This is a genomic window from Streptomyces sp. NPDC004838 (assembly GCF_053600955.1).
The window spans coordinates 79557-105072 of the sequence record NZ_JBSGAW010000024.1; the positions used below are offsets into that span (position 1 = coordinate 79557).

The window sequence follows — 25516 nt, forward strand, 5'->3', positions numbered from 1 at the left end:
GGAGGCTTACGGCTTGGCGTACTGGGCGCTTGGCGCACTTGAGGCTTGGGGCTTGGGGCTTGGGCGCTTCAGGTGGGCCGGCGGGAGAGGGCGGCGCAGGGGGCACGCCTCCCGCCCGTCGGCGGCGGGAATCCCCCGGCCGCCGTCGGGCACGGGCTGCCGGTCCGTCGCTCAGACCAGGCGGACGGGCTTCTCCGGGCGGATGCCGGTCGTGGAGAGCCAGGTGCGGAGGGGGCCGGGATCGCCGTCCTCGGTGAGGGTGAGGACGCGGGTGGTGAGATCGGCGCAGCGTTCGCCCTTGATGAGGAGGGCGGGGCCGTCCAGCCAGTCGAGGCCGGGGAGCGCTCCGGCGGTGTCGATGGCCGCGCAGCAGACCATGGCGGTCACATGGTCGGCGAGCAGCTCCCGCCCGGTACGCGGCGGCTGGAGCGGGAACAGGGGGAGCGGGTCGGCTCCCCAACCGTTCGCGGCGTCGCCGACGCTCTGCGCGACGGGTGGAACCGCGGCCGCTTCCTCGCGGGCGACTTCCGCGCTGATTCCGGCCGCGAGATTCTCCCCGGCGTCCGATCCTCGTTCGGCGAGATGGCCCATCACACGGGCCAGCGTCGGACCGTCGGGGGCGGCGGAGGGGGCCACTCCCAGTCCGTCGAGAACGCGGTGGAGCCGGGCAGCCTCCGTACGCCACTTACGGTCGACGACCTCTTCGGGATAGTGCCGCCAGTCCACCGGGGACCAGTCGGGTCCGGTCTCGGCGGGACCGCCGTGGAAGAGCCGCGCGGCGAGGAGGGACGCGGCCTCGTCGACCACACCGGGCTCCTCCAGGAGGTCGCACGCGGGACGCTCGCCGAGGCGGGAGGCGAACCCTTCGGCGAGACGGTCGCGGCGGGACAGCTCGGTGAGAGCGGAGACGACGCCGACGTCCAGCCGGGAAGGCCAGCGGCCCATGCGCCAGGCGGGCAGCGCGACGCGCGTCAGCAGCCGGTCCCAGCCCGCGTAGGCGAGACCGACCTGCTCCTGGGCGACGATCCGCAGACCGTAGTCCACGGCCTGTGCCCGCTCGGACGCGGCGGCGGCCACCCCGCGCTCCATCTCGGCGGCGTCGGACTGGACGGCGCGCAACAGCAGACGGGCGATGCGGCCGACGAGACCGAGGGCGGGCCTCCGCAAGATCTCCAGAGGCCGTATGCGCCCCCGGCCGGGGCCGATGGGAATCCGGCCGGGTCCGGCGGCGACCGCGACCGCGGCGTCCAGGCCCCGTACGAACCGGCGGGCCGCAGCTATGTCCGGCTGCGCGGAGGAGGCGGTTCCGGCTACGACGGGCGCGAGGAGGGCGCGCAGCTCGGCGACCCGCATCCACCACAGGAAGGGCGAGCCGATGACCAGGACGGGCGCCTCGGCCGTACGCCGTCGGCGCCCTGGCCGTATCGCGTGAGGCAGGGCGTGGGCGGGGTGGGTGCGGTCCTCCAGCCAGCTGTCGCAGTCGGGGGTGAGCGCCAGCGCGGACGGCGCGGGCACGTCGAGACGGTCGGCGAGATCCCTCACCAGCCGGTACAGATCGGGCGCCGACCGCTCGGAGACCTCGACGGTGGGGCTGAGCGCCGGACTCGCCCGCACGATCACCGCGGCGACCGCCACCGCGAGCAGCAAGACGACCCCGGCGACGACCCCGGCGGCCACGCGCGCGGTGTCCCAGCTCCCACCGCGCATATGGCCGGTGACGCCACCGGCGAGCAGCACGACGGCGACGGCGGCGGGCAGCAGCGCCACGGCGACCGCCCTGCCGCGGATGCGCAGCACTGCCACCGCCCGCGAACGCGCCGCCCGCGCGCCGATCGACTCACCGATCCCGATACCGGACACGATCGGTCCTCACCCCCTCTGCCCTGCGACGGTGTAGATGCACTACCCCACTGTGGCACCAGCCACTGACATCGCAATGCCGGTGGGCCAAGTGCCGGAACACCTGCGCCGCACCCTAGTTGGGGCATCGACGGCCGTCATCCGGATGGCTCAGCGTCACTCGATGGAATGGCTTTGGGTAAAGGTGATGACGGGATTCCTTCGGTATGGGTTCACTGCCGGCCAGACCGTCTCGACGGGGCGACCGGCCGGAGGGCGGGGTTTCCCGCGGCGCGGGTTTCACCGCGGGTCCCGGGACTGCCGCGGCGAGGGGCCGACGGCGCGGTGCCGTTCCGGTCGCGGGCCTTGCGGGCGTTGGCCTTCCGGCCGTGGGCCCTCCAGTAGTGGGCGTTCCCGCCCGGCGGGCGGGAAGAGCGCGCGGGCGAACGTCGCCGCCCGCGCGGGGCGTTGACAGCCGACCGCGCCGCGTACGCCGCCTGCCCCTGCGCCACGTACGCGCGACGCCGAAGCCGGTGTCGCGAGCCGAGCCCATGGAGGTACGCGGTCCTACCCCTCGGCAGCCGTACGCGCGATATCGCTCCGGTGCTGCGAGCCGTCCAGCCGGATCCTGCCCAGCGCCTCGTACGCCCGCTCGCGCGCCTGCCGCAGGTCCTTCCCGGTCGCCGTGACCGACAGGACCCGGCCGCCCGCGCTCACGACCGCGTCGCCCTCGCGCCGGGTTCCGGCGTGCAGAACGTACGCGTGGGGCGCATCCTTGGCCGCGACCTCGTCAAGCCCCTCGATCACGTCACCCGTTCGGGGGATGTCCGGGTAGTTGTGCGAGGCGACGACGACCGTGACGGCGGCGTCCTCGCGCCACCGCAGCTCAGGCTCGTCGCCGAGGGTGCCGTTGGCCGCGTGGAGGAGCACCCGCGCGAGCGGAGTGCGCAGCCTGGCCAGCACGACCTGGGTCTCCGGGTCGCCGAAGCGCGCGTTGAACTCGATGACCCGAACCCCACGCGAGGTGATCGCCAGCCCGGCGTACAGCAGCCCGGAGAACGGCGTACCGCGTCGGCGCAGCTCGTCGACGGTCGGCTGGAGGACGGTCGTCATGACCTCGTCGACCAGCTTGGGGTCGGCCCAGGGCAGCGGGGAGTACGCGCCCATGCCGCCGGTGTTGGGGCCCTCGTCGCCGTCGAGCGCCCGTTTGAAGTCCTGGGCGGGGGTGAGGGGCAGGACGGTCTCGCCGTCGGTGATGGCGAAGAGGGAGACCTCGGGGCCGTCGAGGTACTCCTCGATGACCACGCGGCCACAGGCGATCGCGTGCTCGCGGGCGGCGGCGAGGTCGTCGGTGACGACGACGCCCTTTCCGGCCGCGAGACCGTCGTCCTTGACGACGTACGGAGCGCCGAAGGCGTCGAGGGCCTCGTCGATCTCCTCGGCGTTCGTACAGACGTAGCTGCGGGCCGTGGGCACTCCGGCCGCCGCCATGACGTCCTTGGCGAACGCCTTGGAGCCCTCCAGCCGGGCCGCCTCGCGGGAGGGGCCGAAGCAGGGGATTCCGGCCGCTCGCACCGCGTCGGCGACCCCGGCGACCAGGGGCGCCTCGGGGCCGACGACGACGAGCCCGGCCTCCAGCCGGGTGGCGAGCCGGGCGACCGCGTCGCCGTCGAGCGCGTCGACCGGGTGCAGCTCCGCGGTCTCGCCGATGCCGGCGTTCCCGGGCGCGCAGTGCACAGCGGTGACGTCGGGGTCGAGGGAGAGAGAGCGGCACAGGGCGTGTTCGCGGGCGCCGCCGCCGATGACAAGGACCTTCACGGGCGTCAGCCTAACCGCCGCCGGCCGTCCTGCCTGTACGGGCCTCCGAACCCTCCCCCCTACTCGTTTGTGTATTCCTCCACAACCGTCGCGCCCAGTTCGCGCACGATCAGGTCGTGGCCGGAGAGCGCGGAGTCGACGAGATCCGGGTCGTCGTCCTCGGGCACGTCGTCCTCGGGGGCGACGGGCGGCGGGCTGTACGCCTCCGGGGCGGGCGCGGCGGGCGGCGGCTCGGGAGCCGTCGGCTGCGGGGTGGGCCGGGGGGGCTGCTGCGGTCCGGGAGGGGCCGGCGGGCCGCCGGGGGTGTACGCCGGGGAGGGCGGCGGCGGCGCGGGTGGGGGTGCCTGGGGCGGGGCCGGGGGCTCCTGGGGCGGCCGGCCGCCGGGGCTTCCGGGCCCGCCGAAGCCGCCGGATCCGGGGCCGGGGCCGCCGCCCGGCCCTCCTCCGGGGCTTCCTCCGACGCCGCCCGAGGGGTCGACGATCGCCTCGACCTTCCACTGCACGTTGAACTGCTCGGCGAGGGCCTGGCGCAGCACGTCCTCGCTGCCGCTGCTCGCGAAGTTGTCACGGGCTCCGGCGTTGATGAAGCCGAGCTGGAGGGTGGTGCCGTCGAAGCCCGCCACCTGCGCGTTCTGGCTGAGCAGGATCCAGGTGAAGCGCCGGCGGTTCTTCACCGCCTCCAGGATGTCCGGCCACATGTTCCGCACCTGCCCGGCTCCCTGCGACATGCCGGGCGCGACGGCGGGGGCCGGTGCGGCGGCGTTCGCGGGGACGTTCCCAGGGGTGTTCGCGGGGGCGGGCGGTACTGGGGGCCCGGCGGGGCGCGGGCCCTGCCCCGGCGTGGAGGCGGTGGGCCAGCCCCCGGGACGCCGACCGGCGTCGGCGGCGGGTGCGGGGGCTTGGGCCGGAGGCTGTGCCTGCGGCTGGGCGGCGGCGGGCCAGGCGCCCGGACGCTGTTGCTGTTGCTGTTGCTGATGCTGATGTTGGGGGGCGGAGGGCGCCGGAGGCGCGGGCACCATGGTCTCGGGGGCGGCTCCTCCGTCCCGTACACCCGTCTCCGGGACGGCGCCACGCCCCAGCGGCTCCCTCGACACCGGTCCGTCCGGACCCGGCATGTGCGGGGCCGCGTCGGGCCCGGGGACGTAACCCATCGGGGCGTTCGCGGGACCGGGCGGGCCCGCGGCGAACGCCACCGCCTTGCCTCGCTCCAGCCGGTCCAGCCTGGCCTGCGTCGAACGCTCGTCGTCGAAGGCGGCGGGCAGCAGGACCCGCGCGCAGATCAGCTCCAGCTGCAGCCGCGGCGAGGTCGCGCCCCGCATCTCCGTGAGCCCGGTGTTGACGAGATCGGCCGCCCGGCTCAGCTCCGCACTCCCGAAGACGGACGCCTGTGCCCGCATCCGCTCGACCACATCGACGGGGGCGTCGATGAGCCCCTTCTCCTCCGCGTCGGGCACGGCCGCCAGGATCACCAGGTCCCGCAGCCGCTCCAGCAGATCCGCGACGAAGCGCCGAGGGTCGTTCCCGCCCTCGATGACCTGGTCCACGACCTGGAAGGCCGCGGCCCCGTCCCCCGCCGCGAAGGCGTCCACGACCGAGTCGAGCAGCGAGCCGTCCGTGTATCCGAGGAGGCCGGTGGCCATCGCGTAGGTCACGCCGTCCTCGGCCGCGCCCGCGAGCAGCTGATCCATCACGGACATCGAGTCCCGGACGGACCCCGCCCCCGCCCGTACGACCAGGGGAAGCACGCCGTCGGCGACCGGGATCTTCTCCCTGCCGCACACCTCGCCGAGGTAGTCGCGCAGCGTCCCCGGAGGCACCAGACGGAAGGGGTAGTGGTGCGTACGCGACCGGATCGTGCCGATCACCTTCTCCGGCTCGGTGGTCGCGAAGATGAACTTGAGATGCTCCGGAGGCTCCTCGACCACCTTCAGCAGAGCGTTGAAGCCCTGCGGGGTGACCATATGGGCCTCGTCGATGATGTAGATCTTGTACCGGCTGCTCGCGGGCCCGAAGAACGCCTTCTCCCGTAGATCACGCGCGTCGTCCACACCGCCGTGCGACGCCGCGTCGATCTCGATCACATCGATGGACCCCGGCCCGTTCCTCGCGAGATCACGGCAGGACTGGCACTCCCCGCACGGCGTCGGCGTCGGCCCCTGCTCACAGTTCAGACAGCGCGCCAGAATCCGCGCGCTCGTCGTCTTCCCGCACCCGCGCGGCCCGCTGAACAGGTACGCGTGATTGACCCGGTTGTTCCGCAGGGCCTGCTGGAGCGGGTCAGTGACATGCTCCTGCCCGATGACCTCGGCGAACGACTCGGGGCGATAGCGACGGTACAGCGCAAGGGACGACACGCTTACGAGGCTATCGGGCCCCACCGACAACCGTCCCCCACCCGCCACAACGCTCCCCCACCAACGCAAGCGCCCCCCACGCACCCGCCAGAGCCGACCTACCCTTGCTGCCTTCCGGCCCTGGGGGAGTTCAGTCAGATAGCGCCACGTGAGGGGCTCCGCACAGGGTACCCGATGCCGGGGGTGGGAACGAGTTCGCGAGCACTCCTCCGCGTCTTGTATTGTTTGCGCCGGAGGATTCGCCTAGTGGCCTAGGGCGCACGCTTGGAAAGCGTGTTGGGGGCAACCCCTCACGAGTTCGAATCTCGTATCCTCCGCCAGTGCTCTCACCGGGCACGATGTCGAAGGGCCCCACCGTTCGCGGTGGGGCCCTTCGCCGTGCTCCGTCTCACTTTCCGTCTCAGTCGGTCCCGGCGGTCCCCCAGAGCGCGCCGCCGACCTGCCCGGCCACCTTCCGCAGCACCGCCCCGGTGACGTGCATGTACCGAGCCCGCATCGGGGCCGCTCCTCCGGGCTCCCACCCCATGATCGAGTCGACGACGACATCCGGGACGCCGAGGATCAGCAGCACGGTCGCCGCCGTGCGGCGGGCGCCATGAAGCCGACCGTCCCGTACTCCCGCGTCCCTGAGCAGCCGCTTCCAGACGTGGTAGTCGGTGTTCGGGCTCAGCGGCCCACCGGTCGGCGAGGCGAAGACGTACCCCTTGTCCTCCCAGTCGGCACCGGCCGCGATCCGCTCCCGTTCCCGCTCCTCCTGGTGCTGCCGAAGAAGCTTGATCAGCGGATCGGGCAGCCCGATCGTGCGTCGCCCCGCGCGCGACTTGGTGCTCTTGCGCTCACGACGGGTCTGCTCCCGGCGGGGGCAGTAGCCCGCCTTCCGCCCGCACGGCTCGCCACCGCATCCGTGCGCGCACTTGGGCCGCAGCCGGTTCTTCCGGATCCGGGCGTATCCCGCATCCAAGTCGACGTCCTCCCAGTGCAGCCCGAGCGCTTCCCCCTGCCGGAGCCCGAGCGCCAGGGCGACGACCCACCGCGTGCTGTTGCGGAGCCTGGACGCCTCCACGAGGAGACTCTTCACCTCTTCGATCGTGTACGGCTCGATGTCCTCCTCTTCCAGGCGAGGAGCCTTCGCGATCTCGGCCGCATTGGCGCTTTCGCTCTGTCATGCCCTTTCCCCTCTACGCGGCCACGGCCGGACGACGGAGCTTGGCCACATACGCGGGTATCGCGTCGGCCGGAACCCGGCGCAGCCGCCCCACGGTGACGGATTCGATCTCTCTGGAGATCACGAGCCGGAAGCAGGCCGGTGTGCCCCCGGCCGCCAGGTCGTTCATGGGGTGCCTTCTCACTCGGTTTCGAGAAATTCACTCAGTTTCGGTTTCATTCACTTGCGACATTCGCGATATTTCTCGCGATGCGCCAGGACGCCCTTGGGGCGGCGAGCGCCGGGGCCGACGGGTGCACACTGCGGGTGCCAGAACTAGGAGCATGTTTTATGTAGGCGTACTTCTACATCTGGAGCACCTGTGGACAAGCCTGCCGAGATGTTCGACCGGGATTACGAGTGGTCGGCGCTGAGCCGGTTCATCGCCGATCCGCAACCCGGCGCGACTCTGGGCGTGGTCTCCGGACGCCGCCGCCAGGGCAAGACGTTCCTGCTGGATGCCGCCTGCCGAGCCGCCGGAGGGTTCTATTTCGGTGCGACCGAGGCCGCCGATGCCGAGTCGCTACGGCGGATCAGCGCGGCGCTGACCGTCCACGTCGGTCCTGCCAGCCCGTTCCACTTCGCCGACTGGGCAGAGGCCGTCGACGCACTGCTCGCGCTCAGCGCCGAGCGGCCCGTACCCGTGGTGATCGACGAGTTTCCGTACCTCGCCAAGGCCAACCCCGAGCTGCCCTCGATCATCCAGGAGGCGTTGCGGCCCTTGCGTGACCAGCGCACCGGCTCCCGTACGCGGCTGCTGCTGTGCGGCTCGGCGCTGCCCTTCATGGGCAGGCTGCTCTCAGGTAGCGCCCCATTACGCGGACGGGCGGGGCTGGAGCTGGTCGTCCGCCCCCTGGACCACCGCCTCGCCGCCGAGTTCTGGGACATCACCGACCCCCGCTTGGCCATGAAGGTGAACGCGATCGTGGGCGGCACCCCGGCCTATCGGCGCGAATTCGCACGCGGCGACACGCCAAAGGGTCCGGATGACTTCGACGACTGGGTCGTCCGCACCGTCCTCAACCCCGAAACCCCCCTCTTCCGCGAGGCCCGCTATCTACTGGCCGAAGAACCCGACCTTCGCGACACTGCCCTGTACCTGTCCGTCCTGGCCGCCGTCGCCGACGGCAACGCCACACGCGGGGGCATGGCCGGCTACCTGGAACGCAAGGCCACCGACATCGCCCATCCCATCAACGTCCTCGAAGACGCGGGTCTGCTGTACCGGGACGCGGACGCCTTCCGCGACAACCGTCCCACCTACCGCATCGCCGAACCGCTGATCGGCTTCTACCACGCGATCATGCGACCGGTCTGGGACCAGCTCGAACGCCCGGGAAGCGCGGCACGGGTCTGGCAAGCCAGCCGTCGCCGTTTCGTCAGCAACGTCCTCGGGCCCCACTTCGAGCAGGTCTGCCGGGACTGGGCCCTGCATCACGCCGACCCCGAACTGCTCGGCGGTCTGCCGGCCCGCGTCGGACACGGTGTCGTTCACGACCCCAAGGCCCGTACCGGCCACGAGGTCGACGTGGCGGTCATCGGAATCGCAGATGGAACCAAGCCACCACTGCTGGCCATCGGAGAGGCCAAGTGGAACGACACCATGGGCGCTGCCCACATCGAACGTCTCCGGCACATCCGCGACCTCATCACTCTGGCAGGCCGATACGACACCACGAACACACAGATCTTGTGCTTCAGCGGAGCCGGATTCAACGACAAGGCGCACGCTGCAGCGGCGGCCGACCCGGACATCCGGCTGGTCGACCTGGCGACCCTCTACAACCAGACCTGATGTACGCCCACGCATCCGCAACCGTCGGGGGCACTGTGAGCGCCACCCTGCCGTGGCGTAGCGGCACACCGCGTGCAGCCCCTTCGGCAGGGAGGTGAAGCGTTGTCTGTTGTCCGCTCTACCAAGGTTCCCGAATGACGCAGAGCACGACCGCCCGAGCCGGACGCTTCCACCAGGGACGCTTATCCGACGGACGGCCCCAAGCCCTGGATGCCTGGCGTGTCACCACCAACGATGCCGAGGCGGCCGCCCGGGTTGCCGGGCTACGGAGGGGCGAGCCTCAACTGTCTGCCATCGGAAGCCGGTGGTCACTCGGCAGCCCCTCCCGGTGGAGTGCCGCGCCACCGCGCCCTGTCAGTTGATGGTGACGACTCGGGCCCAAGGCGGTGGGGTGTCCGGGGCATAGTCGGGGTTCTCTTCGTCCACCGCCCTCGCTGGACGAGGGAAGAGACCGACGACGGTGCGGCAGGGTGGCTGCGCGGAGGGCCACGGTGTCTGGCCATCCGTCAGGGCGACGATCACGTCAGGTCGTGGCCGGGAGCGGAGCGCCCGGGCAAAACCGGAGCGCAGATCCGTTCCCCCGCCGCCGACCAGTTCGATGTTCTCGGCGCGGCAGAGAGGGACGGCGACCCCGGCCGCCGCGTCACAGGAGATCACCGACACCAGATCGCGGCGCCCGCCCACCGCCCGCGAGATCGATGCCACCTCCAGCAGCGCGCTGCCCAGCTCGGCGTCGCTCACCGACCCTGAGGTGTCGATCACGACGCAGACCCGGGGCGGCATGCGACGCAGGCTCGGCAGCAACGCCTTGGGAACAGCGGCCGACCGGCGGGACGGACGTCGGTAGCTGTGGTCCTCACCCGGCCCCGACGCCCCCACCGCGGAGCGGACCGCCGCCCCCAGCAGCTGCCGCCACGGCTGCGGTGGATGGAATGCCTCATCCGCCCAGCGGCGCCATCCCTCCGGAGCATCACCCGGCCGACCCTTGATCCCCTCGGCGACCCGGAAGCGGACCGCGTCCCGCTGCTGCCTGCTCAGCCCGTGCGCCCCCTCGGGTCCCAGCTCCCACGACCGAGGCTGCCCGTCGGCCCCACTGCCGCAGTCGAGCCAGGCCAGGTCCGAAGCGAGCCCGGACATCGACGCCCTCCGCAGGTACTCCTCCATCAGCAGCCCGTCGGGCAGCCGCAGCAGCGACGGCACCACCGCCCCGGAAGGCAGCGGCAGACCGTCGCCGTAGATGTCATCGTTGATCTCGAAGTCGGCGGCCATGTTCCGCCGCAGTCGCTCTGCCGGCCCGTGCTCCCCATGCTCCCGGGCGTACCGCTCGCCCCGCCCGTGGTGGTCTCGGAGCAGGTGGGAGACCTCATGCACCCAGACGCCCGCCAGCTCCTCCACCGGCGTGCGCGCCACGAAGCCGGGGGACACGTAGCAGCGCCAGTACGCGTCCACCGCCATCGTCGGCACCGACCGGTCCTCCACCACATGCAGCGCGAAGAGTGCGCCGGCCAGATAGGGACGGACCCTCACCGCGTGCAGCCGGGCGGCCAGCAACTTCTCCATGTCCAGGGGGAGTCCGGGCCCGCCGTATGACCCACGGGAGCCAGACGGCGGCCTCGGCACAGTGGCCCGCACCGGGCGCGGTGGCGAGGGGCGGGGCACCGGGTGCCGCCCGGGGCGTTTCGTGGCCCCCGTCATGGGCGCGCCCCCGTCGGACGCCCGGCATCGGCCGCCGCCGCGGCCCGCACCACCGACTGGTCCGCCTGCCGGACGAGACCGATCAGCCCGGTGAACCGCTCCAACGCCTCCGGCACCTCCCAGTCGTCGCGCCGCAACGCGGCCAGCGCCGTCGCCGGAGCGACCAACAGGTCCGGGGCACCGGTCTCCAACGCCCGGACCAGCACCGCCCAACCCGCCTCCCACCGCGCCCGCTGCGGCCGTGCCCCTACGGCGGCCACCACCGCCTCCAGCGCGGCCTGCCGAAGATCGCCCCGCGCCGGCAGGTCGGCAGCGGCCGGATCGGCCAGCAACGACTCCGGGTCCGGCAGTTCCATCCGGTCCAGATGGGCGAGGAGTTCGAGCCCCGGCCCGTCCCCCACCGCGCCCCGCACCAGCAGCGCCAGCACCTCTCGTGAGGCGGAGGCAGCCGTCCCGAAGGCCAGCAACGTCAACGCGGCCTCCCAGCTTCGGGGCGACGGCCAAGCACCGCCGCGCCGCGTCTCGGTGCTGGGCAGCCGGTGGATCAGCGTCGGCCGGGCTTCCAGGAATCCGCAGACCGCGCGCCGAGCGAAAGCCACCGCCTCTGCCAGCCGCTCCGGTGCCAGCCAGGGCAGCTCCGCCCGGGGCCAGGTCCCGCCCAGCCCACGCACCACCACCTCCCGGTCGTGCACCCAGTGCAGATGTACGAACCGGTTCGCCAGCGGAGGGCTCAGCTCCCATCCGTCGGCCGCCGACGCGCGCGGATTGGCGGCAGCCACGATCCTCACTCCTGGCGGCAGTCGCAGCGCACCGACCCTCCGCTCCAGGACGACCCGGAGCAGCGCGGCCTGGACGGCCGGTGTCGCGGTGGAGAGTTCGTCCAGGAAAAGCAACCCCCGCCCGGCCCGTACGAGTTCGACGGCCCACTGCGGTGGTGCCATCGGCACCCCCCGCACCTCCGGGTCGTCACCGACGATGGGCAGCCCGGAGAAGTCGGTCGGCTCGTGGACGCTGGCGATCACAGTCGTCAGCGGCAGGTCGAGTGAGGCGGCGAGCTGCGTCAGGGCCGCGGTCTTGCCGATGCCCGGCTCACCCCACAGCAGCACGGGCAGGTCGGCCGCGACAGCCAGGGTGAGCGCTTCGAGCTGCTCGTCGGGGCGCGGTTCGGTGGTGGTCGTTCGCAGCAGGGCCAAGAGATCCTCGGCGACAACGAACCGGGTGCCGGTTCCGGATGGGGCGACAGGGGTGGGCGCGCCAGCAGGGACGAGTGCGGGCGCACCGCCGGCCTGGGCCGAGGCGGACAAGAGGGTACTGGAGGTCATGGGCATCACCTGGGGTGGGAGAAGGGAAGGGGACCACCCGTCCCGGGGGTGGTGGGGTCGTGCGGAGCGAGACGTGAGTGGGGCGACCGGTCAGGCGATCGCCCGGTGATCAGGGTCAGGCCAGGCCGGTACGAGGCCGTGCCCGGCTACCCCGCTTGAGGCGCATCACGGCAGGGGTGCGACGGTCGAGCCGGGGACGGTGGCCCGGCTCCGCGCGCCCCGTGCCACGGGCATCCCCGCCCCCGACCACACCGGCGGCGGGGTGCCCGACGACCAGCCCCGAGCGGAAGAGTCCGTGGTCGATGCGGCGGGCCGCAGCCGCCTCCAGCTCCTCGCGGAGCGGACCGTCGCGCAGGACCGCACCCGGACCGAGCAACCCCTCGACCACATCCAGCGCCCCGGCGACATCACCGTGACCGAGCCGCTCCCGGACCGCAGGCAGCGCCTCCGGTTCGCGATGCACCGCGTCGATCACCCGCAGACAGGGCAACGCGGGCCCGCCGAGCGCCACCAGCAACTCCTCCCGGCGCAGCTGTGCCGGATCGTGATCGATCGCCGCCAGTGCGCCGTCCCGCAGCGCGATCCGGTGGACCTCGCCCCGGCACTCCACCCGGTGCGGGTCGCTGGGCCGGGGGGCGGAGCCGGCCGCCGCCGAGTCGGCCACCGCCAGTGCCGTGGCGACGAGCGGATGCAGCCGATCGGACGAGACCAGCCCGGCCCGCAGCAGCTCCAGATCCGGAAGAACCCGGGCTGCCGCTTCCGGAAGGACCGGAAGAGCCGCGACGGCCTGCGGCGGCAGCGCCTCCCGATGCGGCCGCATCGTCGGGGCATGGCTGTCGTCGGGGGCGACGAGTTCGAACACGGCCCGGCTCCGCGCACCGAGCCGCACGGTGAAGGCCCCGCGAGGGCGCCCCTCGGCCCCCAACAGCAGCTCGGCCTCGGCGGCCCACCGTGCCGAAGCCCACGAGCCGCCGTGGACAGCGGACCGAGCGGGCAAGTCAGGCCAGGCCGCCGCGTAGGGCCCGTCGGATGGCACCAGGTACGGCGCACCGTCCGCACCGCACCGCCACGTCAGTTCACCGCACCGCCCGGAGTCCCAGAGATGCCGGTGCAGGTCGAGCCGGAAACGCCGGTCGGGATGCGGGTGGGGATGATGCCTCGGCACACCGATCCCGGACCCCTCCCACAGGGTCAGGGACATCCGCTGTCCGGCGTCCGCCCAGGCCGGCGGTGTCCGCACCACCAACTGCAACGGCGTGGCGCCGGAACTTGCGTAACGGGCCAGGGAAATGGTGAGACCGGGCCGGAGCCGTCCGTCAGGGGCGATCCGGGGCATGTGCCAACGAAGCAGATCCGGTGCCAGGCGACGCAGATCCGCACGAACGCGGGTGACGAGTTCAGTGCCGTGGCGGTCGCGCACGGCGCGCAGATCGAGATCGGCGTCGACGCGGGCGGCGGCACAGGCCCCCGCCCAGTCGCCGACCGCACGCCGTGCGGTCGCATTCTCGATCATGGACGGCGGCACGGCGTATTCACGCACGCGCTGCCACATCAGCAGGTGGGTCGGAATCGTGTTCGCGAAGTGATGTGCCATCAGCACTCACCTTGCGCGAACGATTCCCCCGATCCATACGAGGAGTAGTTCTTCATCCCCGGCATCATAGGCACCACGACGAGGATCTGTCAGTCCCCCTCGGCCTCCTTGCCGCACACCGCAACGTTCGGAGTGGACCGGCGGGTACCGCAGTTGCCGCCCACGACGGACCCTGCGGATCAGAACGACCATCGACCGAGCCCGACCCCCTCCATTCCGTCCGTGAGCGCGACCATGACCTGTCGGCCCGGCGCTCAGGCAACTGTCGGCTCTCGCCGTGCGGCACCACGAACCGGTCGATCAACGGCTCCGCGCGTGGGGGCCGCAGACTGGCGCGCGACTGTACGCGATGAACTGGACGATCTCGACACCGAGCACACGCACCGCGCGGCCGGGAATCGTGCGGGAGAAGCCGCGTGAAGCAACGGAGCGGTGACCACAGTCCGCCGCTGCGTGTCTTCGTGCTGGACTGCGAGGCTCTGTCGTCGGCCGAGCGCGGGAATCGGATGATGATCGCCCGGCTCAAACTGGCCGCTGAAGGTGAAGCCGAGGTGGTGACATCCCCGATGACACCACCATGCTCGCCACCTCAGAGATCGAAGTCAGCGTCCGCACGGCCGCTTTCCGCGATCTCGGCCAGGGCTGCGCGGCAGACCACTTGAGAGATATATTCTATGCACGAGTTGATATCTTCGGAGGTGCATGAATGAGTCGCACAGTGATCGACTTGGACGACGATCTGCTGGCCGACGTGGCACAGGCGCTGGGGACCAGCACGAAGAAGGAGACCGTCAACACCGCGCTGCGGGAGGTGCTGGAGAACCGGCGCCGGGCACTCGCCCTCACCCGGCTGCGTACGGCAGCGGCCGACGGCGGCTTCGATCTGGACCTGTTCGATGACAAGGGGAGCTACCGGCGGTGAGCGCGGCGCAGTTCCTGATCGACACCAGCGCGCTCGCCCGATTCCTTCGCGGGGACGCCGAAAAGTACGGCTGGGACCAGGCAGCAGCAGCGGGGCTCATCGCGGCCTGTCCCATCACCGAGCTGGAGTTCTTCTACAGCTCGCGCTCAGCAGAGGATCGCGCCCGGGGCGTCGAGGACATGCGGATGATCTTCGGCTGGGTCCCCGTCGACGATCGTGCCTACGATCGAGCCTGGCAGGTTCAGGAACTGCTGACCCGGCGAGGTCAGCACCGCAGCGCCGGCGCGGTGGACCTCGTCGTGGCCGCCACGGCGGAGTTGCAGGGCCTGACCCTCCTGCACCGCGACCGCGATTTCGACTGCATCGCCGCCGTCACCGGTCAGGCCCTGCAGTGGTTCGGCCCCGAGGCGGGCAAATGAACAGCCCCTTGTGTGGTCTCAGTTCTGGTCTCATTCAACGGCGTTCAGCACGGTTCGCGGGTACCGCAGCGCCCTGATCCGCCAAAGGCCAGGACGTGCACGAATGCCCCCGAACACCGGTGGGGACAGTGGGAAAGCGTGTTGGGGGCAACCCCTCACGAGTTCGAATCTCGTATCCTCCGCACCTTGCCTGAACAGGCAAAACGGCCGGCCTTCTCCCTCTTCGACTGGGAGGACTGGGGAAACGCCCCCCGGGGCCTCGATGCCGCGACGTTCTGGGCCGCGTCGCTCGCCGTCCCCGCTCTGGCCGACCGCGTATGGCGTGAGCGGCGGCACGATTTCGAGAGCCGGGACGGCAAGCTGATGACGCTGTTCGTGTGCTCGAAGATCCTCAGGCCGGACGCGCACCCGGAGGACCCCCGGATCGAGCCCACCCTTCACAGGGCACGGCAGGTCATCGCGGAGCTTCAGGAGGGCTGACCGCTCGATCGCTCCCGGAGAAGGACGCGGTACTCGTGGATCGTCCGCTCATCGGCATCGGCGGCCAGGGCGTCGAGCAGTTCACCCGGATGAGCCGGATCGTCCGTGCCTACGGCCACGGTTCCGACACGAGGGAGGCGGTAGGAGGCCCGAAAGGCCGCCTGGACGCGGGAGAATCCATCACCGCCCTGGAGAACGACCCGGGGATCGATCCGATCCCACACCTGGGCACCCGTGCTTCCACCGAAGGGGCTCATGCCCCACACCCTGGCACCGCCAAAACCCCATGCCGCCGTCAGCTCGTCTGTGGCATCGAGCGTTCTGATGCCGACCAGCAGTCCAGCTCGCACCATGAGGACCGACGGCCTCGGCGCGGTCGTATCTACCAGGTCGAGCAGCGGTGACGGGTCCCAGGAAGCCACCCCCAGACTCCGCACAGCCCCTTCGATGTGCATCGTCCAGCGCGGCGCATGCCTGGGCCAGTGCGTCCCGCCCATGAGCGCGGCGCCGTGTCTACGAACGCGCCTGGGAGGTCCAAGAGCCGCTGAGTTCGCAGCGCGTCCTGCGCCCCGCTCCGCCGCAGGTCGACCCCGCCCGTACGGATCGGGGCGCGGCGCATCGCACTACGATCGCCGTTCATGGACTGGCTCGGGCGTACCGCGAAGCTGAGGCAGTGGAGCAGGAGCGGGGCGCGCGCTCCGCACAAGCCGCTGCTGTTTCTGTACGCCCTCGGCCGGTTCCAGCAGGATGCCGACGGCGAGCTGCGGTACAGCGCGGTGGAGGAGGACCTGAAGCGGCTGCTGGCCGAGTACGGTCCGTCCAACCGGACGACGCCCGCCTATCCCTTCCACCACCTGGTGAGCGACGGGGTCTGGGAGGTGCGCACCGTGCGCGGGCCGGGCAGCCCCGGCAGCGGGGTGCGGGAGCTGCGGGCGGCGGCGGCCGCAGGGCGGCTGGCACCGGAGCTGCGGGCGGCGCTGCGGCGGGAGCCGGCGCTGCTGGGGCGCATGGCGCGGGTGCTGCTCGACCTGAACTTTCCGCCCTCGCTCCACGGCGAGCTGTGTGAAGCCGTCGGTCTGGAGCTGGAGGCGGCGGAGACCGAAGCGCTCTCGGCCGTACGGAGACAGCGGGACCGGCGGATGAGGGAGCAGGTGCTGACGGCCTACGAGTACCAGTGCGCCTTCTGCGGCTACGACGGCCGGATCGGCGCGGTGCCGGTCGGGCTGGAGGCCGCGCATGTGCGCTGGTGGGCCTTCGGCGGCCCCGACGAGATCGACAACGGGCTGTGCCTGTGTTCGCTGCACCACAAGCTCTTCGACAGGGGCGTCCTCGGCATCGGCGAGGGCCACCGCATCCTCGTCTCGCAGAGCTTCGTCGGCCGCGGCACCGCCGCCCGTGAGCACGTCATAGCCCTCTCGGGCCGTCCGCTCATCGGCCCTCAGCCGGGAACCCTCCCCATCGCGGCGGCCCACCGCACCTGGCACACCGGCCAGGTCTTCCACGGCACCCCACGCCCGGTCGCCCCCGTGTGACGGCCGTCGTGACGGTCTGTGCCGTCGTTGCCCGGCCGGGCTCGGGCCTGAGCCCGGGTGCGGGCCTGGGGCCGGGTGCGGGCCTGGGGCCGGGTGCGGGCCTGGGGCCGGGTGCGGGCCTGGGGCCGGGTGCGGGCCTGGGTCCGGGTGCGGGCCTGGGGCCGGGTGCGGGCCTGGGTCCGGGTGCGGGCCGGGGTGCGGCTCGGATAATGGGACGGGTGGGATCGTCGACGTACCACGGGTACGCGCTGGACCCGCTCGTACCGGCTCCCACGCTCGGACGGGAGGCGCGCCCCATGACCAAGGACACCGGGATTTCCGGCGGAGGCGTACCGCGGCCGTCGCCGCGGGAGCGTGCGGAGCGGGGGAAGGCGGCCCGTAAGAAGATCCCCAGGAGCGATCACGGCGACTTCGCGCCCGGTGAGGGACGGCCCGACCCGGTGCAGGTGATCGAGGAGCAGTCGGCGGCACGGGTGCGGGAGCTGATTCCCATCCGCTACGGCCGCATGACGGAGTCGCCCTTCCGCTTCTACCGGGGCGCGGCCGCGATCATGGCCGGTGATCTGGCGTCCACCCCCGACTCGGGCATCACGGCCCAGCTCTGCGGAGACGCGCACATGATGAACTTCCGGCTGCTCGGCTCCCCCGAGCGGCGGCTGGTCTTCGATGTCAACGACTTCGACGAGACGCTGCCGGGCCCGTGGGAGTGGGACGTCAAACGGCTCGCCGCGAGCCTGGTGATCGCCGGACGGGAGAACGGTTACTCGGGAAAGGAGCGCGCCGACATCGTCCGGGCGACCGTACGGCACTACCGCGAGCGGATCCGGGCCTTCGCCGGCATGGGCAATCTCGAGGTCTGGTACGACCACGGCGACACCGAGGAACTGCAGTCGCTGGCGGACCGGCAACTCGACGCCAGAGGCCGCGGAAACGTCTCCAAGGCCATGACGAAGGCGCGTACGCGGGACAGTCTCCAGGCGTTCGAGAAGCTCACCCGCCTCCGCGACGGCAAGCGCCGGTTCGTGCCCGACCCGCCGCTGATCGTGCCCATCGAGGAAGCCCTGCGGGGCACGGAGGCGGACCTGATCGGCCGGGAGCTCCACGACCTGGTCGACCGGTACGGCAGGAGCCTGTCCACGGAGCGGCGGCATCTCCTGCGTGAGTACCACCTGGCCGACATCGCCCGGAAGGTCGTCGGTGTGGGCAGTGTCGGAACCCGCTGCTGGGTTCTGCTCCTGCTGGGCAAGGACGACGAGGATCCGCTGATCCTCCAGGCCAAGGAGGCCGACCACTCGGTGCTCGCCGTGCATGTGGGCGCGAGCGAGTACGACAACCAGGGGCAGCGCGTGGTCGTCGGGCAGCGGCTCATGCAGGCCGTCGGCGACGTGTTCCTGGGCTGGGACCGGGTCATGGGGACCGACGGTCGCCGACGCGACTTCTATGTACGGCAGTTGCACGACTGGAAGGGCATCCTGGAGCCGCAGGACATGGTGCCCAACGGCATGCGCGTGTTCGGCGAACTCTGCGGCCGGACCCTGGCCCGTGCCCATGCCCGTTCCGGGGACCGGATCGCCATCGCCGCCTATCTGGGCGCGGGCGACTCCTTCGACGTCGCGCTCTCACGGTTCGCGGAGAGCTACGCCGACCAGAACGAACGCGACCACCGGGCCCTGGTGGCCGCGGTGCGCTCGGGCAGGGTGACGGCCGCGGCCCCGTGATGCGCATGGTTCTCGTGACCCGCGGCCTCGTGATGCACGTGATCCGCGTGATCCGCGTGATCCGCAGCCTCGTGATCCCCGTGATCCCCGTGACCCGCGGCCGCGTGATCCGCGTGGCGCCCGGGTCGGTCGGCCGCGTGTGCGGGGCGGCCGCTATTTCCAGGGGATGTTCAACCAGGGGCTCGCCGGGTCGGTCGTGAGCACGCGGTGCGCGGCGAGCACGTCCTCGTACCACTCGCCGAACTCCTCGTCGTCGAAGTGCAGGCACCGGCCGAGGATGTACGCGGCGGAGAACTCCTCCCAGGAACGGTAGTCGAGCCGGGCCGCGCGGCCGGCGCGGATGACGGCCTGTTCGGCTTCGTGGAGGGTGCAGTACCGTCCGCCGAGCCCCCAGCGGGCCATGCCGGAGGCGCGGCCGTAGTCCCATGCCTCGACGGAGCGGACGAACTGGCCGTCGCGGAGCAGGCCGTCGGCGCGGAAGCGGGCCTCGTAGCGGACGATACGGCCGATGAGCCGCTGGATGCCCGCGACCTTGGCCGCCACATCGACTTCGTTGTGCGGGCGGCCCGGTGTGACTCCGTCGGGGGTGATCCTGGGCTGGGTCGCCTCGGCGGCGTTGGCGCGCATCACGCGCTCGGCGACATGGCGCCAGTGGTCCAGCTCGACCCCACCCCCGTATTCGAGGGCGAGGGAGCGCCGCACCTGGAGGGCGAACTCCCATATGGGGCTGACCACTTCGGCGCTGAGGAGGCGTTCCTGAAGACGCTGCCAGTCCTCGCGGTCGGTGACGCCCCACCACTCCTTGAGGCGGTCCCTCTCCTCGGTGTAGCCGTGGCCGTGGTACGCCATGGAGTTCCAGAACTCGCCGTTGGTGACGAACAGCAGGGCCGCGCAGGCCAGCCCCTGGGCCACCGGGCCGTGCAGCGGACCGCCCACCTGGAGGGTGCGGAGGGTGCCGCGCGGGTGGCAGTGGCTCTCGACGCGGGCGGCGTGCCGGCGCCACAGGTCGCGGTGGGTCGGCGACGTGGGGAAGAACGCCTCGCAGGGGCTGCCCGGATTGACGGCCATCCACTGCGGGTCGGCGTCCCCCCAGACACGGGCGTACCAGTCCAGCGAGCCGGAGGAGTACACCGGATCGGCGACCGGGGAAGGGAGCATGCCTTCGGTGTAGAGCGCCACGCAGGGGGCTCCGAGCTGTGGGGCCCAGTACGGGGCGAACTCCACGCGGCGGGGAAGCGCGTCGGCGAGGGCCCGTGACTCGGCGATATAGAGGCAGTTTCCGGCCAGTACGTCGAAGTAGGCGGACCAGTCGCCGCGGGTCTTCGCCTCGTACAGCTCCCGCTCGATGGGGCTCGGCGCCTGCCAGGGGACAGTCGAGTTGCCGTCCTGCCCCGCACCGGCGGCTGCGAGACCCTCCCCGTTCACTATCGCCATGGGAAGATTCTATCGAGCACGTCTTCGAACTCTCCGAGGTAGTAGGGGGTTTACGGCGCGGGAACACGGCGTGTGAAGGAGGGTGAACGCGGAGCGGCGGAGACCCGCCCGCCCGCGGAGTCCTGCCGTTCTCCGGTCGGCCCCGCCGATCACCGGTCCTCGGGAGCCGCCCGGCCTTCGAGCGCCTTGTCGATCTCCGATACGCGGGCGTGGGCCTCCCCCAGCAGCGCCACCTGCCTGTTCCTGATCCGCTCGAACGCCTCGGCCGCCGCCTCCGGCGTCAGCAACCCCTCGTCGAGACGGCACTGTTCCAGCCGGAATCGTGTCATCAGCGTGTCCGAGTGGTCCTCGCCGAGTTCGGCGCACTCCGCGGCGAGGACCTGTTCGTACAGGGCCAGCGCCTCGGCCCGGCCGGTCGCGCTTTCGGTCGCGGTCGCGCTTCCGGTCGCGGTCGCGGTGGCGGTCCCGTCCTCGGCCGTGTCGGTGGGGCCGTCCCGGTCGGGCCGTGCCGCCCCGTCGCCGCCGGGCGGAGCGTCGTCGTCGGCCGGCCCGCCGCCGCACCCGCCTCCGCCGCGCCGGTGCAGCATACGGGCCAGGCACAGCCGCGAGTCTCGGGTGAGCCGGTCGTTCGGGCCGAGGATCGAGGCGTACGAAGCGGCGACTTCGCGCAGCTCGTCCAACGCCTCGCCGTACTTTCCCAGGCCCTCCAGCGCATGGGCCAGGCAGTGCCGTTCGGACAGGACCACCGAGTCGCCCGGATCCACCGTGCGCAGCCGGATCGCGAGGATCGCGCGGATCTCGGACTCGCCCTCGTCCGCGCGCTCGCAGTGGCGCAGGAGATGCCCGCGCCGGTGGCGGATCTGCAGGGCGAGGGTGCTCTCGGGCGAACGGTCCGGGTCGGAGCCGTCGAACCAGGCGACGGACCTGTCGAACGCGTCCAGGGCCTCCGGATAGCGCTGCTGATTGCGGAGGTTGTCGCCCAGGCAGCGGTTCAGGTCGCGGTGGAGGCCGGAGTCCCGCTCTCCGTACGTCTCCAGGTCCGTCAGGACCGACCGGTACTCGGCCTCCGCCTCCGTCCATCGCTCGGCCGCGTCCAGGGCGTGCGCCCTGTGGTGGCGGTTGTGGAGTGGGAGAAGCCTGTGGTCGTCCGGTGTCCCGCCCTCCACATGGCTGATCAGTGCCTCGTACTCGTCGGAGCCATGGCCGCGCGAGACCATGATCTCGGCGAGTGTGCCGTGCGTGAGCAGGGTGTACGGGTCGTGCGGGCCGAGCACTCGCCGACGGGCTTCCAGCACGGCCCGCAGCTCCGCCTCCTGTTCTGCCTCGGTCGCACGTGAGCACTGCCTGCGCGCGATGGCGAGATTGTGACGGGTGATCAGGGTTTCGGGGTGGTCGGGCCCGAGCCGGGCGAGCTGTTCGGCCGCCACGGACTCGAACTCCGCGAGTTCCTCTTCCCCTTCGAGCAGGGAGAGCGCCGCCCGGTGCCGTACGGAGAGCCGGACCGGATGGTCCAGCGGCAGCGAGGCGGCGCGCTCGGTCAGGGTCTGCGCCAGTTTCCGGGCCGTCGAGAAGGAGTTGGCGAAGTTGAAGTAGGCGTACGCGGAGAGTCCGGCGCGCAGGAGCGGCAGCAGGACCTCCTCGTCGTCCGGGGACGCGGTGAGCGCGGCGACGGCGTGCGGGGCCAGCAGCCGCCACCAGGGCCAGCTCGGCGGCAGCTCGGGGGCGCGGGCGGCGGCGCCGGCCTCGACGATCCTGGCCGTGGCACGCCAGACGGCGGCGCGCTCCTGGTCCGGGCCGTCGGCGAGGCGCAGTGCGTTGGCCTCCAGGACGAGCCGGTGGCTGACGAGACAGGGCACGGCGTCCTGGTCGGACGCGGCGCCGTCGGGGGCGATGTCGACGACGTCGATGAGGTTGAGGTCGATCAGCGCTTCGAGGGCGCGGTCGGCCTGGTCTGGCTCGCCCACGCCGCTCGCGCCGCCTGCGCGGTCCGCTCCGTCCGTGTTGCCCGGGCCCGTGCCCGTGCCGTCCGTGTTGCCCGGGCCCGTGCCGTACGTGGCGGACAGGGCCTCCGGGTCGAGCAGTTCCACCGGGAACGGCGCGGGCGAGCAGCACGACAGCAGTCGCATCAGGGAGCGCGCCTCGGGCAGATGCCGTTCCTCCAGCAGATCGAGGGAGAGTTCCCAGGTGCGGCCGATGAGCCGCCGGTGCATGTGTTCCGTGTCGGACTCCTCCTGCCGCCGCCGCTCCCCCTGGTCGAGGAAGCGCGCGCCCGCCTCGCCGAGCGCTTCCGTGTAGGCGGCGAAGCTCCGCACCCGTCCCGCACGCCTGCCCCGGCGCCGGAGCAGGCCCGCGCCGCGTGCGGAGCGGGCGAGGTAGGAGCCGGCGAGTTTGAGGGCGAGGGGCAGACCGTCGAGGCGTTCGGCGAGGACGCGGGCCTCGGCCGGGTCGCCCGCGTCCCCGGCCAGGTCCAGCAGGACGTCCCGCCCGTCCGCCGGGCTGAGCACCCCGACACGGTGGGTGTCCGCCTCGCTTCCCCACACGTCCGGGTTACCGACGCGCGAGGTCACCACGGTCATGCCCGCGCGGCTCGAGCGCAGCCAGCCGGTGCCGTCGCCGGGCGCGCCGGTCTCCGAGGCGAGCCACGCGGGCTCGTCCGCGTTGTCCACGACGAGCAGCCAGGGGTGTTCGGAACCGTCGAGCCACCGCCATACGAGGTCGGTGGCGCTGGTCCGTCCGTTCCAGGCGGCCTCGATGTCGCTCTCGTCCGCGCCGAGTTCGCGTGCGACCTCCCTCATGCCCGTGACGAGCCGGTCGGCGCCGGCCGCGGAGATCCAGATGACCCGGTAGCCGCGGTCGCGGGCCTGGCGGGCGAGATGCAGTGCCACGGTCGTCTTGCCGCAGCCGCCGAGGCCGTACAGGATCTGGGCGCGGCTCTCGCCGCCGCCGAGGTTGGTGTCCAGCAGGGTCAGCAGCCCGTCGCGGCCGCGCACCCGCGGCGGCAGGTCGCCGTAAGGGGCCCGGATGGAGAAGGTGTTGGGGCCGGAGCGGCCGATGGACGGACGCTGTTCCTCCGGTCGGCCGGAGACCGGACCGGCCAGGGCTTCCGCAGGGTCCACGAGGTCCACGAGGTCCGCGGTGGGACCGGGCGCGAGGCCGGGGCCGGGGCCGGCGGCGGGGTGGGCGGGTCCGCCGATGCCTCTCGCGTCTCTCGCGGCCCGCTTCTCGCGCTCCACCGTGTCCCTCGCCGCGCCATGCGCCTCGAACCACTCGCGGTCCGGTGCGAGATCGCAGCCGTGGAGCAGCGCTTTGAGGGTCTGCCACGACGGTACGCGCCGAGCGGCCATGGCGTCCGAGACGGTCGTACGCCCGACTCCCGTACCGGCGGCGAGTTCCCGCACCCCGGCGTAGCCGGCGGACCGCGCCGCCGCCCTCAGCCGCTCGGCCAGCTCCCGTACCGCTCGCGGGGCCTCGGTGTCGATCTCGCCGAATCCAGCTGCCACGCCGTCCTCCCCCGCCGGGCCCCCGCTGCCCGCGCCAACTCCCAGACCCTATGCGGCTGTCCGGCCGGACGTCCTGCGGACGCCGGACAACCTGCGGAAACGCAGGTGGGCGCAGCGCTGTCCCGCCGCTGTCCGACGGCCCTTCGGGACAGCTTTCCCCGCCTCTACACAGGAGTCACGGCGACCGGGCCGCGACCGGCCCGGCGGAAGAGCGAAGAGGATGGGGAACTCATCGTGGAGGTACTGCACTTCGTCCTGGAGTACGGCCAGGAGTACGGCGTGGTCCTGTCGGGCGCCATCGGCGCACTCCGGCTGGCCGTCGACGCGGCCCGCGGCTTCCGCGCCCTGTCGCGCCGTCGCCGTCGCCGTCGCGCTCACGGCGGCGACGCGAGCACGGGCAGCGGCGGGAGCACGGGCAGCGGCGGGAGCGGCGGAGGCGCAGGGGCCACCGCGAGCACCACGGGTCCTACGGGTTCTACGGGTCCTACGGGTGCCGGGGGTTCCGGCCCTACCGCGTGATCGGGCGGGGGTCCGGCAGTCCGCCGGACCCCCGCCCGTGGTCGCCCGCTGCCGACCATGGCCGGACGCGGTTCGCGCCTCCGGGCGTCAACCGTGGCGCGGGCGGCGCACACGATCCGGCTCGTTCCGGTTCCGCCGGGGCGAGGCGTCGCGGCCGAAGCACGCGGCACGGATACGACAGGGGGCACGCGCCCCGGCCCACCCCGGCCAGGGGCGGTGACCATCAGCGTCGTAGTCGTAGAGGAGCCGGCCGTGTCCGTACCGTCCACGTTCGATCATCACGTCACCGAGTACAGCCTTCCGCACGCCTACTGGATGGCGCTGGCCGCCCGCCTCGCGTACAAGAACGAGGCCGAGGTCGAACGGCAGGCCGGGCAGTGGGGATTCGGGAAGGTGCGGCATCACCGGTCGCGGTTCACTCCGCCGTTCCCGCTGGAGGACACCCAGGCGTACACGCTGGCCAGCGACCGGATGATCATCACCGCGTTCCGGGGTACGGAGCCGACGCAGATCCGCGACTGGCTCTCGGACGCGGCCACTCCGCCCTGGCCGGGACCGGGGCGGACCGGCTACGTCCACTACGGGTTCGGCGAGGCGCTGGACTCCGTCTTCCCCACGGTCAGGGACGGGGTGGCCGAACTGCGGGACAACGAGCAGACGGTGTGGTTCACCGGGCACAGCCTCGGCGGGGCGCTCGCGATGCTGGCGGGCTGCCGGATGTATCTGGAGGAGCCGAGGCTCCGCGCGGACGGCGTGTACACCTTCGGGCAGCCCCGCACCTGTGACCGGGAGCTGGCCGCCGCCTGCAACAAGGGCTTCCAGGAGCGGTTCCACCGCTTCGTCAACAACAACGACGTCGTGCCACTGCTACCGCCCGAGCCCGCCTACACCCATGTCGAGACCCTGCGGTACTTCGACGCGCACGGGAAGCTCCGCACCTCCATGCCGCTGCTGAGCGGGCTGGCCGACCGGGCGAAGGGCATGACCGCGGATCTGTTGGCGCCGACCACCGACGGCGTACGGGATCACATGATCGACAGGTACGTCGACGCCCTGGCGAAGAACATCCCCTGAGCCCCCTCGGGCCGCCGCCGCACCCGGTCGGCCGATCCGGATGCGGCCGCACTCGGCCCGCCGCGCTCCGTCCGATCGGCGGACCGGACCGAACCCGACCGGAGCCGACCCGTCCCGAACGGACCGAACCCAACCCGAGCCGACCCGAGCCAACCCGAGCCAACCCGAGCCAACCCGAGCCAACCCGAGCCAACCCGAGCCAACCCGAGCCAACCCGAGCCGAACGGAGCCGAACGGAGCCGAACGCCGAGGGGGAGAGCCGCACCTGCGGTCCTCCCCCTCGGCGTTCCCGTTCCC

General features: G+C 72.2%; 17 protein-coding genes, 1 tRNA gene, 1 other RNA gene and 2 pseudogenes. 9 read left to right on the plus strand and 12 right to left on the minus strand.

From position 1 onward, the window contains the following. Window positions 1-171: 171 nt before the first annotated feature. From ACWEFL_RS25360 to ffs, 4 genes are all read right to left on the minus strand, one after another. On the minus strand, window positions 172-1860 hold the full coding sequence (locus tag ACWEFL_RS25360; protein WP_451716662.1) for a hypothetical protein: 1689 nt from the start codon (window positions 1858-1860) through the stop codon (window positions 172-174). Between the two features lie 546 nt (window positions 1861-2406). Then, entirely contained in the window at window positions 2407-3657 is a 1251-nt protein-coding gene (gene purD / locus ACWEFL_RS25365; protein ID WP_451716664.1) for a phosphoribosylamine--glycine ligase, read from the minus strand. A 59-nt stretch (window positions 3658-3716) separates the two neighbouring features. Further along, the gene (locus ACWEFL_RS25370) at window positions 3717-6011 is read right to left on the minus strand and encodes a DNA polymerase III subunit gamma and tau (protein ID WP_451716665.1); all 2295 of its coding nucleotides are present in this window, start codon (window positions 6009-6011) and stop codon (window positions 3717-3719) included. A gap of 62 nt (window positions 6012-6073) precedes the next feature. Then, window positions 6074-6172: signal recognition particle sRNA small type (gene ffs / locus ACWEFL_RS25375), an RNA gene on the minus strand. Window positions 6173-6243: 71 nt separating this feature from the next. Here ffs and ACWEFL_RS25380 point away from each other — a divergent pair. Continuing rightward, window positions 6244-6331: transfer RNA gene (locus ACWEFL_RS25380), tRNA-Ser, on the plus strand. Window positions 6332-6411: 80 nt separating this feature from the next. Here ACWEFL_RS25380 and ACWEFL_RS25385 read toward each other — a convergent pair. Both ACWEFL_RS25385 and ACWEFL_RS25390 read right to left on the minus strand, forming a co-directional pair. Next, window positions 6412-7158, minus strand: a pseudogene (locus ACWEFL_RS25385) (tyrosine-type recombinase/integrase); the annotation flags it as partial. Between the two features lie 31 nt (window positions 7159-7189). Next, the gene (locus ACWEFL_RS25390; RefSeq protein WP_451716667.1) at window positions 7190-7345 is read right to left on the minus strand and encodes a hypothetical protein; all 156 of its coding nucleotides are present in this window, start codon (window positions 7343-7345) and stop codon (window positions 7190-7192) included. A gap of 192 nt (window positions 7346-7537) precedes the next feature. Here ACWEFL_RS25390 and ACWEFL_RS25395 point away from each other — a divergent pair, with 192 nt between their 5' ends. Further along, on the plus strand, window positions 7538-9010 hold the full coding sequence (locus tag ACWEFL_RS25395; RefSeq protein WP_451716668.1) for an AAA family ATPase: 1473 nt from the start codon (window positions 7538-7540) through the stop codon (window positions 9008-9010). 354 nt (window positions 9011-9364) lie between these two features. On the opposite strand, the gene ACWEFL_RS25400 is transcribed toward ACWEFL_RS25395, so the two are convergent. The 3 genes from ACWEFL_RS25400 to ACWEFL_RS25410 all read right to left on the minus strand — a co-directional run bounded on the left by ACWEFL_RS25400 (window position 9365) and on the right by ACWEFL_RS25410 (window position 13621). Continuing rightward, window positions 9365-10570, minus strand: coding sequence for a vWA domain-containing protein (locus tag ACWEFL_RS25400; protein ID WP_451716670.1), 1206 nt, complete (start codon window positions 10568-10570; stop codon window positions 9365-9367). Window positions 10571-10701: 131 nt separating this feature from the next. Then, on the minus strand, window positions 10702-12027 hold the full coding sequence (locus ACWEFL_RS25405) for an AAA family ATPase (RefSeq protein ID WP_451716671.1): 1326 nt from the start codon (window positions 12025-12027) through the stop codon (window positions 10702-10704). Window positions 12028-12142: 115 nt separating this feature from the next. Next, a complete protein-coding gene (locus ACWEFL_RS25410; RefSeq protein WP_451716673.1) occupies window positions 12143-13621 on the minus strand; it encodes a hypothetical protein in 1479 nt (492 codons plus the stop codon). A 706-nt stretch (window positions 13622-14327) separates the two neighbouring features. Here ACWEFL_RS25410 and ACWEFL_RS25415 point away from each other — a divergent pair. From ACWEFL_RS25415 to ACWEFL_RS25425, 3 genes and pseudogenes are all read left to right on the plus strand, one after another. Continuing rightward, complete coding sequence (locus ACWEFL_RS25415; RefSeq protein ID WP_451716675.1) at window positions 14328-14543, plus strand: type II toxin-antitoxin system VapB family antitoxin; 216 nt, start codon at window positions 14328-14330, stop codon at window positions 14541-14543. Beyond that, complete coding sequence (locus tag ACWEFL_RS25420) at window positions 14540-14962, plus strand: PIN domain-containing protein (RefSeq protein WP_451716677.1); 423 nt, start codon at window positions 14540-14542, stop codon at window positions 14960-14962. Before ACWEFL_RS25415 ends, ACWEFL_RS25420 begins: the two co-directional genes overlap by 4 nt. A gap of 207 nt (window positions 14963-15169) precedes the next feature. Then, window positions 15170-15442: pseudogene (locus ACWEFL_RS25425) on the plus strand (hypothetical protein); the annotation flags it as partial. Here the strand turns inward: ACWEFL_RS25425 and ACWEFL_RS25430 are convergent. After that, window positions 15430-15864 carry a hypothetical protein gene (locus ACWEFL_RS25430; protein ID WP_451716678.1) on the minus strand — a complete coding sequence of 145 codons (435 nt, stop codon included), beginning with the start codon at window positions 15862-15864 and terminating at the stop codon, window positions 15430-15432. The pseudogene ACWEFL_RS25425 and the gene ACWEFL_RS25430 overlap by 13 nt on opposite strands. A gap of 216 nt (window positions 15865-16080) precedes the next feature. On the opposite strand from ACWEFL_RS25430, the gene ACWEFL_RS25435 reads away from it, so the two are divergent. After that, complete coding sequence (locus ACWEFL_RS25435) at window positions 16081-16974, plus strand: phosphorothioated DNA-binding restriction endonuclease (protein WP_451716679.1); 894 nt, start codon at window positions 16081-16083, stop codon at window positions 16972-16974. A gap of 296 nt (window positions 16975-17270) precedes the next feature. Next, window positions 17271-18692: a DUF2252 domain-containing protein gene (locus tag ACWEFL_RS25440; RefSeq protein ID WP_451716748.1), complete on the plus strand. Its 1422-nt coding sequence runs from the start codon at window positions 17271-17273 to the stop codon at window positions 18690-18692. Between the two features lie 153 nt (window positions 18693-18845). On the opposite strand, the gene ACWEFL_RS25445 is transcribed toward ACWEFL_RS25440, so the two are convergent. Continuing rightward, window positions 18846-20126 (minus strand): DUF1266 domain-containing protein, encoded by a 1281-nt coding sequence (locus ACWEFL_RS25445; RefSeq protein WP_451716681.1) that lies wholly within the window; start codon window positions 20124-20126, stop codon window positions 18846-18848. A 149-nt stretch (window positions 20127-20275) separates the two neighbouring features. Further along, on the minus strand, window positions 20276-23626 hold the full coding sequence (locus ACWEFL_RS25450) for a hypothetical protein (protein WP_451716682.1): 3351 nt from the start codon (window positions 23624-23626) through the stop codon (window positions 20276-20278). Between the two features lie 234 nt (window positions 23627-23860). Between ACWEFL_RS25450 and ACWEFL_RS25455 the strand changes: the two genes are divergently transcribed. Then, on the plus strand, window positions 23861-24145 hold the full coding sequence (locus ACWEFL_RS25455) for a hypothetical protein (RefSeq protein WP_451716684.1): 285 nt from the start codon (window positions 23861-23863) through the stop codon (window positions 24143-24145). Window positions 24146-24397: 252 nt separating this feature from the next. Beyond that, window positions 24398-25219 (plus strand): lipase family protein, encoded by an 822-nt coding sequence (locus ACWEFL_RS25460; protein ID WP_451716686.1) that lies wholly within the window; start codon window positions 24398-24400, stop codon window positions 25217-25219. The last annotated feature ends 297 nt before the right edge of the window (window positions 25220-25516 follow it).

Excerpts from the sequence above, each read along its gene's own strand:
- ACWEFL_RS25390 (WP_451716667.1), bottom strand. The coding sequence starts at position 7,345 with ATGAACGACCTGGCGGCCGGGGGCACACCGGCCTGCTTCCGGCTCGTG.
- ACWEFL_RS25400 (WP_451716670.1), bottom strand. The coding sequence starts at position 10,570 with ATGGAGAAGTTGCTGGCCGCCCGGCTGCACGCGGTGAGGGTCCGTCCC.
- ACWEFL_RS25405 (WP_451716671.1), bottom strand. The coding sequence starts at position 12,027 with ATGACCTCCAGTACCCTCTTGTCCGCCTCGGCCCAGGCCGGCGGTGCG.
- ACWEFL_RS25410 (WP_451716673.1), bottom strand. The coding sequence starts at position 13,621 with ATGGCACATCACTTCGCGAACACGATTCCGACCCACCTGCTGATGTGG.
- ACWEFL_RS25415 (WP_451716675.1), top strand. The coding sequence starts at position 14,328 with ATGAGTCGCACAGTGATCGACTTGGACGACGATCTGCTGGCCGACGTG.
- ACWEFL_RS25435 (WP_451716679.1), top strand. The coding sequence starts at position 16,081 with ATGGACTGGCTCGGGCGTACCGCGAAGCTGAGGCAGTGGAGCAGGAGC.
- ACWEFL_RS25440 (WP_451716748.1), top strand. The coding sequence starts at position 17,271 with ATGACCAAGGACACCGGGATTTCCGGCGGAGGCGTACCGCGGCCGTCG.
- ACWEFL_RS25445 (WP_451716681.1), bottom strand. The coding sequence starts at position 20,126 with ATGGCGATAGTGAACGGGGAGGGTCTCGCAGCCGCCGGTGCGGGGCAG.